Here is a 10,190-nt window from a genome sequence, read left to right as displayed (position 1 = left end):
GAAAAGAAAAGATAGTCAACTTTATTTTTTAACATTCTGAATCAACAAAAATCCACACAAGTTGTTCTTTAGTTATGCTTTTAAATAGTATCGCTCTGCTGTCGTCCAGTAGAGGATTATTACACTAACCAATCAAAGACATTTGCTTATCTTGTTTAGCGAGCTGACTATCATATCATGTTTATATAGTCTGTCAACCCTTTATTCTAATTCGTTTCAGTAGATTGACGTGCTGATTATTAAGTGACTGATCACTCCCTAATTGCTCCCGCTTGTCTTGCTGAGGTGCGTATTATAGACGCTTTAATCTCAGTGTCAAGAAGTTATTTAGCTAACTTTATTTCAAGTGGTAAACCACTTCCACAAAGCTGCTCTTCTGTTCCGACTGGGACGCATTATACGCAGATTAAAGGCTCGGTCAAGCTTAGTCTAAGATTTAATTTGCCTTCCCCTAAGGATTCTACTATTAGTTGATGCTTATCATGGGTTTAGAGTTTGGACTGGGGTTTTTGTGCTAGTCATATCATCTTTAAGATTAAAGTAGCGGTATTCAATAAGCCATTTTTACTAAGCTGTTTTCAGTTATAGAGTCTGCTGAGCTAAATCATGAGCTAAATATAGTTACTTGGTTTTTGTATCAACTAGCCGTGCGATTGTTTGGCTTTGGCTTGTCAGCATGATTTGTTTCTATTACTACTTACTATTGCTATGACTTGTTTATACGATCGGTCTATATAATTATAAGCAAGGAAGTCACTGGCTACTTACAGCTGTCGTAGTACGGTTATAGTAATAGGTGTCTATACTATAGATAGTAGCGTAGTCGCCCTGAGACCTAAACGCTTTTTAGTTTTTCTGAATTAGCTGGTGGCAAGTATAGATAGCTAGATAGTAGGTAAAGATTGTTTTCTGACTCTTTATAGATCTCATTGCACTTATATATTGCCACTCTGCATACATCCATTATTAACTTAAGGTCATATGCAAAGCCTCTATAGTTTATTAACCGGTTATAGATAAAGACGCAACCTAAGCGTAAGCTGTTGATAACTAAGTTACTAGTACCCATATATAGAAGCCGCTATTATTGGCTTAGTACTAATATTTTGCTTATATATAGGTAATTGATCGGCATTTAAGCTTTACAGCCTATAAAGATAAGCGCTTTGAGGTCAAAAAACAGCCTGCTAGCCCTTACTATCTAGTGTTTATAGACGGTTTTTGCTATAGTAGGCGCTTTTATGGCATTACTCGCCTACCCTGTCAGTTAACTGTATTTAAAGGACGGGTTGCTGCGCTTTATAATAGCTAAGCGGGTTACAGAAATGCTGATATCTCTTAATACGTCACAATAGGTGGCAATAACTATTGTAGTCTGACGGTCATATGATTGATGGTTGCAATCATCACTGCCAAAGGACTCAAAAAGGTGAATAGATTATGGTAGCGATTACTTTACCCGATGGTAGTGTAAAACAATTCGACGGCAGCACTACAGTTATGCAAATAGCTGAAAGTATTGGGCCAGGACTTGCTAAAGCCACAATAGCTGGACGTGTAGACGGACATTTAGTAGACGCTTCCGATCCTATCGTTGCTGATGCTAAGGTCGAAATCGTTACTGCAAAAGATGATGATGGGGTCGATATCATTCGTCACTCATGTGCGCATTTATTAGGCCATGCGGTCAAACAGCTCTATCCTGATGTAAAAATGGTAATCGGCCCAGTCATCGATGATGGTTTTTATTACGACATCTATAGTGAGACGCCTTTTACCCCTGAGCACATGGAAGCAATTGAAAAGCGCATGATGGAGCTGATCAAACAAGACTATGATGTGATCAAGAAAATAACGCCGCGCGCTGAAGTGATTAAGATATTCGAAGAACGTGGCGAAGAGTATAAGCTTAAGCTGATCAATGATATGCCGGGCGAAGATGCCTTTGGTCTGTATCATCATCAAGAATATGTCGATATGTGCCTTGGCCCGCATGTGCCTAATACTCGCTTCTTAAAAGTATTTAAACTGACTAAAATGTCAGGCGCTTATTGGCGTGGCGATGCTAAAAACGAACAGCTACAACGTATTTATGGTACTGCATGGGCAGATAAGAAACAGCTAAAAGCCTATATTCAGCGTATCGAAGAAGCCGAAAAGCGTGACCATCGTAAAATTGGCAAAGCGTTAAATCTATTCCATATGCAAGAGCAAGCGCCAGGAATGGTGTTCTGGCATCCGAATGGTTGGACTATATATCAAGTGCTTGAGCAGTATATGCGCAAAGTGCAGCATGATAATGGCTACCAAGAGATTAAGACACCGCAAATCGTTGATCGTAGCTTGTGGGAACGCTCTGGGCATTGGGGTAACTATGCCACCAATATGTTTACGACCTCAAGTGAAAGCCGTGATTATGCGGTAAAACCGATGAACTGCCCTTGCCACGTGCAAGTGTTCAATCAAGGCTTAAAATCTTATCGTGACTTGCCACTACGTATGGCTGAATTCGGCTCTTGTCATCGTAACGAGCCGTCTGGCTCATTGCATGGCTTGATGCGCGTCCGTGGTTTTACTCAAGATGATGCGCATATCTTCTGTACTCAAGCGCAGATTCAACAAGAAGTGGCTGATTTTATTCAGTTAACGCTCGATGTTTATGATGATTTTGGCTTTAAAGATATCATCATGAAGCTTTCTACTCGCCCTGAAAAACGAGTGGGTTCTGAGGAATCTTGGGATTTCGCCGAAAAAGCTTTAGCTGATGCTTTAGATAATTCAGGACTAGACTGGGATTATCTACCGGGCGAAGGCGCTTTTTATGGTCCGAAGATTGAATTCAGTCTTAAGGATTGCTTAGGTCGTGTTTGGCAGTGCGGTACTATTCAAGTCGATCCTAATATGCCTGAACGTTTAGATGCTGAATTTGTCAATGAGCAAAATGAGCGTGAAGTCCCTATTATGCTACATCGAGCTATTCTTGGCTCGTTCGAGCGCTTCATCGGTATGCTCATAGAACATTACGCCGGTTGGATGCCAGTATGGCTGGCTCCGCAACAAGTGGTAGTTATGAATATCACTGATAAACAGGCTGATGCTTGTACAAATGTAGTCAATGAGCTGAAAAATGCAGGTTTGCGAGCCATTAGTGACTTGCGTAACGAAAAGATTGGATTTAAGATACGAGAGAAAACATTAGAACGTATCCCCTATATGTTAGTATTGGGAGATAAAGAAGTCGAATCAGGTAGCGTTAACGTGCGTACCCGCGAAGGTGAAAACCTAGGCGTAATGACTATCTCAGAATTTATTACCTTAGTAAATGCAGCTGTCAGTGATAAAGGCCGACAGACCCCAAAAACAGATCAGGAGTAATACCTATTAAACAGTCAAACCGTTTGAACATTAACGAAGATATCAGCGTCAAAGAAGTCCGTTTAGTTAAAGAAGATGGCGAACAAATGGGCGTAGTCGATATCGATACCGCAATGAAAGCGGCACGTGAAGACAATCTAGATTTGGTTGAATTAGTTCCTGATGCCAAGCCGCCAGTATGTAAGATCATGGATTATAAGCATTATCTCTATGATCAAAAGCAAAAGGCTAAAGAGGCTAAAAAGAACCAAAAGCAAACTCAGCTCAAAGAGATGAAGTTGCGTCCTAGTACTGAAGAGGCCGATTATCAGGTTAAACTGAAAAAAATCGTTAGCTTTTTAGAAGATCAGGATAAAGTTAAAATCAGTATCCGCTTCCGTGGTCGTGAAATGGCTCATCAAGAGATTGGTCGTAAGCAACTTGATCGCATTATCGAAGATACTGCTGAAATCTCGAATGTCGAACAATATCCTAAGATGGAAGGTCGTCAGATGGGTATGCTATTAGGTCCTACTAAGAAAAGGTAAGTCCGTAGCTTAGGGTTAGCTTGCATTACGATTTTATAAATAACTTGATTTTAGTTATCGTTTTTGACCATCAATATGCTGCGGGATATTGATGGTTTTTTGCTATTGGCATATTGAAGTACTGCTAACACTAGTCTAAGCACTTAAAGCCTAGCTTAGATACTAGCTAGATCTGTGATAGTAGCGCCTAGTAGGTCTTAGTACAATATAGAAGGTTAGTTTACAAAATCAATCTTCTCAGTCCTTTGATTACACGGTAATCTAAAGCTAGATTTACTGGCTATAGCCTAATAACATTTATTGGTTATAACCTGCTGCTGTTATAAATATATAAAATAGCGCTAATAATAAAGTCTGTACTCAAACTTTAAATAAAAATATTTTTCATATTAAATATTAAAGGAACATTTATGCAAGAGTTGACCCCACCGGAAAACGCCCCTACTCCTATTATATCTTTGACACCACCTGCTGCCGTAAAAGAAGTGCAAAAAAGCGAAGCAGACCAAATGGTCACGTTGGATGCGAGTCAACTACCTGAACTAGATGCCAAGGTCGACGCTTTTGTCAATCATGTGCTGACTAATTCGGTGCATAGTGATGAATTTAAACAAAACGTCCAGTCTATACATAATTTAGGTTCTAAAGAGATTCGTGAGTCCTCGCAAATCTCTAACCGTATGTTAGAGCTACCGGCTAAGAGTCTCAATGACAGCTTGTTCGATAACTCACCTATCGCTAAATCGTTGACGGAACTGCGTGGCATCGTAGAAGATCTAGACCCTAGTAAAAAGCAGCTAACTAGCTCACGCAAACTGTTTGGTTTGATTCCTTTTGGCAATAAAGTACAAGACTATTTTCGCCAGTATGAGTCAGCACAGTCACACATCAATGCGGTAGTGACTAGCCTTTATAATGGTAAAGATGAGCTGCTCAAAGATAATGCCATGATTGAGCAAGAAAAAGTCAATATGTGGGAATTGATGCAGTCTATCCGCCAGTATGTTTATGTTGGCAAAAAAATCGATGAGCAGTTAGAGCAAAAAGTTTATACCATTGAAGCTACTGATCCTGAAAAAGCTCGTATCATCAAAGAAGAGATGCTGTTCTATGTGCGTCAGAAGAACACTGACTTTTTGACCCAGTTGGCGGTTAACATTCAAGGATATTTGGCTTTAGACACTATTCGCCGTAACAACTTAGAGCTTATTAAGGGTGTGGATCGGGCTACGACTACTACTGTTTCAGCCTTACGTACTGCGGTGATCGTTGCGCAAGCGATGACCAATCAAAAGCTAGTACTAGATCAAATTACTGCCTTGAACAAAACGACTAGTAGCTTGATTGAATCAACTTCTGAGATGCTTAAGCGTCAATCAGGTGAGATCCATGAGCAAGCAACTAGTAGTACTATTGAGCTTGATAAATTGCAAAACGCCTTCAATAATGTCTATGAGACTATGGATATGATCAGCACTTATAAGTTAGAAGCGCTAGAGAATATGAAGCAGACGGTAAATACTTTAACTAGTGAAGTTGATAAAGCGCAAAAGTATTTAGACAAGTCGAACGAGACTACTGTGCTTGAAGTTTCTAGAGAAATAGACACTAAAAAGATAGTAGATAATTCTGGTGCTAACTCTATCGATATCTAACAGGTAAAACATCGACAGCAAATGGCTCGCTTAACCCGATAGTGGTTAACGGCTATTTGCGCCAGATAAGATAATTGACTCAAGATATTGCAACCTCGTTCGTGTTAAGATAGCCCCTATTAATAATTTTAAAAACAGATACGGTACTTTATGAGTTGGAATGATCCAAACGCCTCAAGTGAGGCACAAAAATACGACAACCCTATTCCTAGTCGCGAGCTAATACTGAGCACGATTACTGAAAAGGGTGAAGCCACCCATCAACAGTTGGCTAAAGCATTCAACATTGATGATCCTGATCAGTTTGATGCTTTAGGCAATCGTTTAAAAGCGATGGCACGTGATGGTCAAGTGAATCGCGAAGGGCGTCCTTATCGCTTTCGCACGGTCACTCAACAAGACGTTGTTACTGGTACAGTCTCGGCACATGCCAAAGGCTTTGGCTTTGTATTGTTAACTGATATGCCTGATTTGTTCTTGCATGAAAAACAAATGCGCTGGGTATTCAATGGCGATAAAGTCGAGGCAGTAGGTACTTCAACAGATAATCGCGGTCGTACTGAAGGTCGTATCGTTGATGTCGTTGAACGTCAGCAAAACCAATTCATCGGTACTTTAGCCAAAGACGAAGATGGTTATTGTGTGGAGCTTGGTAGCCCGAACAATCACCAGCCGATTACGGTCACTGAAGATAACGTACAAGCATTAGAAGTGAAGCTTGGCTATCCAGTAAAAGTAGACATCATCGATTGGCCGAACCAGCATGAATTTGCTACTGGTAAAATTACTGAAGTGCTAAGTGATGACAATGATCGCGAATTAATCATTGAGACTACCTTACTTAATTATGATATCCCTTCTGAGTTTAATGAAGCGACTCTTAAGCAAGCTAATGACTATAAAGAGCCGACTGAAAAAGACATTAAAGGGCGCACAGATTTACGTGATATCCCATTAATCACTATCGACGGTGAGGATGCACGAGATTTTGATGATGCCGTATTCGCTGAAAAGCGTGCTGGTGGCAACTATCGAGTATTAGTCGCTATCGCTGATGTCAGCAATTACGTAACGCCAAACTCGCCATTAGATATCGAGGCTTATCAGCGTGGTACTTCGGTGTACTTCCCACATCGGGTAATCCCAATGCTACCGGAAGTGCTATCAAACGGTCTTTGTTCATTGAATCCTAATGTTGATCGCTTGTGTATGGTCGCCGATATAAAAGTATCGCGTGCTGGTAAAGTGACTGGTTATGAGTTCTATCCTGCTGTAATGAATTCGCAAGCACGTTTGACTTATAATCAAGTCAATGACTACCTTGCTAATCCAAAAGACAGCACTATTCCTAAATCGTTAACTGATAATAAAGAAGTTAAAAAGTCAGTAGATACCTTACATCAGTTGTATGAGCTACTAGTGAAAAAACGTGAAGAACGCCATGCGATGGAGTTTGAAACGGTCGAAACTTATATCAAGTTTAACGAAACTGGCGGCATCGCTGCTATCTTGCCACGTACTCGTGGTGACGCGCATAAACTGATTGAAGAGTGTATGTTGCTCGCCAATACTTGTGCGGCAAACTTTGCCTTAGAGCATGAACTGCCAGTGTTATATCGTAACCATGATAAACCTGATAGCGAAAAATCTATGCGTATCCATGAGTACGCTAAGAACTTTGGTTTAAGCTTTCCAGAAGAGAGCCCAACTCAAGCAGATTATCAGCGTATTATTGAAGCTACCAAAGACCGCCCTGATGCTGTGAGTATTCATAGCATGCTACTGCGTTCAATGATGCAAGCCAATTATGCCCCTGATAATATCGGTCACTTCGGTTTAGCTTATGAAGAATATAGCCACTTTACTTCGCCTATTCGCCGTTATCCTGATCTAATGCTACATCGGGCGATCAAGGCAAAAGTGACTAATACTCCACAGACAGTGATGGAATTTTCACTTGATGGTGCTGGTACTCAAACTTCAGATACTGAGCGCCGTGCTGAAAAAGCCTCTCGCTTCGTAGAGTCTTGGCTCAAATGTCACTACATGAAAGATCATGTCGGTGAAGAGTTCGATGGTACTGTCACTACAGTCACTAGCTTTGGCTTGTTTGTGATGCTTGACGACTTATACATTGATGGCTTAGTGCATATCTCCAATGTTGGCGATGACTTCTTTGTTTATGATGAAAAACAGCAGCAACTTATTGGTAAAGATAAAGGCGGTTTGTTTGGACTTGGTGATTCAGTAAGAGTCAAAGTTGCTGGGGTCAATATGGATCTATTACAGATTGATTTTGATTTAACAGCTAAGCTGAAATCTAGCCAGATGAATCAAACCAAAAAAGACCAAGCTAAGAAGAGCGCTCCTAAGAAAAGTAGCAGCCGCAGCAGTAGTAACAAGAAAAGCACTAACAAAAAAAGCTAGTACGCTGCACCTTTAGGCTATAAACAAAGGGGCTAACGTTATCGTTAGCCCCTTTTTATTGGCTCGCTGATTGCTGCTATCACTAGGCGCCTTCCACTTGCTCTAGACGCTATTACTCGAATTGCTGAGCTTTCTCACTATCTACACTAACATTATTAACAACTGCTGTAGAGTGCTCAGCTAGGGGTTGTGCGCCGATAGCAGCTCAGCTGTTAGTATTATTGCTGTTAGCCTGAGCATCATTAGCATCAAACTCCGTGTTTGACTCTGGGACTACAGCCGTCTAATGAGCAACTTGAGCGGTTTTATTTTTCTCATGTTTATTGACATTGATCATATTAAAACCGAGTAATAATAAAATAGTCGCCAAGGTAAAGACGATTAAATGTTTTCTTTGCATAGTTATTACCTCTAAGGTTTAAATGATGAATAATTCATATCAGTGATTTTTATAGTTAGCCTGCTGCTATAGCTACTCCTGCGGGCTGTTTTTATTTAGTAAGTCAGTTTCACCAGAATTATCGGCTATTTCTTGTTCGACTTTATCCATTAGTTTCTGATCAGGACTAGCATCCAGCACTTCGTTACCCTCTAATCCTTGTAGAATTTGCTTAGCACGAGCTTTAGCCTGTCTTTTATCGACATTATCGACATTATCGACATTATCAATGTTATCAACGTTTTCATTTTTTATAATAGGGTGCAGTGGTTGAGGAGTCGTTGGTTGAACAATAAGGTCTGATGTGGGCGCATTACTACTATTAGTATTTTGTAGATGCTCGAGCGCTTTTTCTACTTTATGGGTAAAGCGTAATTTATAAATAGGTTCAGGTAAGCTAAAACCTGCGTTTTCTAGAGCATGTTTGGTTTCGCGAATAGCAATACTACGCGCTTTAGCAAAGTTAGTTTCAGTTTGATCGACCCATACTTGAAACTCTAGAAGGATATTGGAATCGCCAACATTAGCAATAACAGCAATAGCTTTTGGCTTCTCTAATACGAAGTCTAAAGTACATATCGCATCTAAGCCCACTTTTATCGCTGCTAATGGATCATCATTAGCATCGACACCCAGCTCAAAAGTAAAGCGCCGTTCGGGGTTTTTGGTATAGTTAAGGATAGTCGCTTTAAACACTTCAGCATTAGGAATACGCAACTGATTACCATCTAAGGTCATCAAAATAGTTGCCCGTGAGGTAAGACGCACCACGATACCTTCTTTGCTATTAATGACTATGTGATCACGGGCGCGAAAAGGTTGGCGAATACTGAGTAGCAATGAGGCAATGTAATTCTCTATACTATCTTTTACTGCAAAACCTACCGCAATGCCGATGACCCCTGCACCCCCTAGCAAGGTCCCTAATAAAGTCTCTGCTCCTACTAAACTCAATGCCAATATTAAGCCAAAGATAATAAAGATGACTTTGACGGTTTGTGATAATAGCTCAGCTATAAAAGGGTTAGGAGTTAGACGTTGCCAAAATTTCTTACGATTAGATAACCAGCTACCGAACCAACTAACAATAGCAAATATCACTATACCAACCAATATTAGCGGCATAGCCTTGAGCAAGTTTCTAGTTTGGTTTCTTAGACTTTGATAGACAGTAGTGACATTATCTTGTACATCCAAAGTACGAGTGATCTTGTCCTCAACAGTAACTACATCCGTCAAACGGTTGGTTAGATTGATCGCCTGTTGGGCTTTTTTCTCGTTTGCAGTTTCGCCAGCTAAGCTGACTACACCTTGCGTCACACTAACAGTAACTGCTTGCAAGCCTTCGATTTCAGAAAAAATACCGTCGATACGTTGACGGATATCTTGATCTTTTTGTGGGGTTGGGCTAGTTTCTATCTGCGCGTTGTTGGTGCTTTCACCACTGATAACGGGTGATGGCTTGACAGGCTCAGTAGCAGCGCCACTAGTCTTAGCGGCATCCGCTGCTGTAGCACTTGATGGACTTTGAGCAATCAAAGAACCCTCGGGCAACCCTAAGGCGGTTGCCGTATCTGCTAGCACGCCATTAGACAGATTGACCGCATTATCAGTATTAGCAGCAGCACTAGCAGCATAGCTAGGTGAACGACTAATAACTAAACCTAGCAGTAGTAACAAGCTGCACACTAGCAGTCTGCCAGCTGACCATTGGCTGGCTGGCAGTAATTTACGGGTGGCGACAAGGTCAACAGGGGCGGCCATAAA

The 10,190-nt window shown here is 40.8% G+C and carries 5 protein-coding genes; 4 read left to right on the top strand and 1 reads right to left on the bottom strand.

The features are described from left to right. The first annotated feature begins 1,440 nt into the window (after positions 1–1,440). The 4 genes from thrS to rnr all read left to right on the top strand — a co-directional run bounded on the left by thrS (position 1,441) and on the right by rnr (position 7,984). Entirely contained in the window at positions 1,441–3,375 is a 1,935-nt protein-coding gene (gene thrS, locus KZA12_RS09085; RefSeq protein ID WP_218690014.1) for a threonine--tRNA ligase, read from the top strand. A 23-nt stretch (positions 3,376–3,398) separates the two neighbouring features. After that, positions 3,399–3,902 carry a translation initiation factor IF-3 gene (infC, locus tag KZA12_RS09080; protein WP_201624200.1) on the top strand — a complete coding sequence of 168 codons (504 nt, stop codon included), beginning with the start codon at positions 3,399–3,401 and terminating at the stop codon, positions 3,900–3,902. A 410-nt stretch (positions 3,903–4,312) separates the two neighbouring features. Beyond that, a complete protein-coding gene (locus KZA12_RS09075) occupies positions 4,313–5,557 on the top strand; it encodes a toxic anion resistance protein (protein ID WP_201624198.1) in 1,245 nt (414 codons plus the stop codon). A 150-nt stretch (positions 5,558–5,707) separates the two neighbouring features. Further along, positions 5,708–7,984 carry a ribonuclease R gene (gene rnr, locus KZA12_RS09070; RefSeq protein WP_218690013.1) on the top strand — a complete coding sequence of 759 codons (2,277 nt, stop codon included), beginning with the start codon at positions 5,708–5,710 and terminating at the stop codon, positions 7,982–7,984. Positions 7,985–8,456: 472 nt separating this feature from the next. Here rnr and KZA12_RS09065 read toward each other — a convergent pair whose 3' ends face one another. Further along, on the bottom strand, positions 8,457–10,187 hold the full coding sequence (locus KZA12_RS09065; protein WP_218690012.1) for a mechanosensitive ion channel domain-containing protein: 1,731 nt from the start codon (positions 10,185–10,187) through the stop codon (positions 8,457–8,459). Positions 10,188–10,190 lie beyond the last annotated feature (3 nt).

It is taken from the genome of Psychrobacter sp. BF1, from assembly GCF_019279065.1.
Classification (GTDB): Bacteria; Pseudomonadota; Gammaproteobacteria; order Pseudomonadales; family Moraxellaceae; genus Psychrobacter; species Psychrobacter urativorans.
Note: the sequence above shows the minus strand (reverse complement) of the source record. Positions and strands in the feature narration are given on the sequence as shown.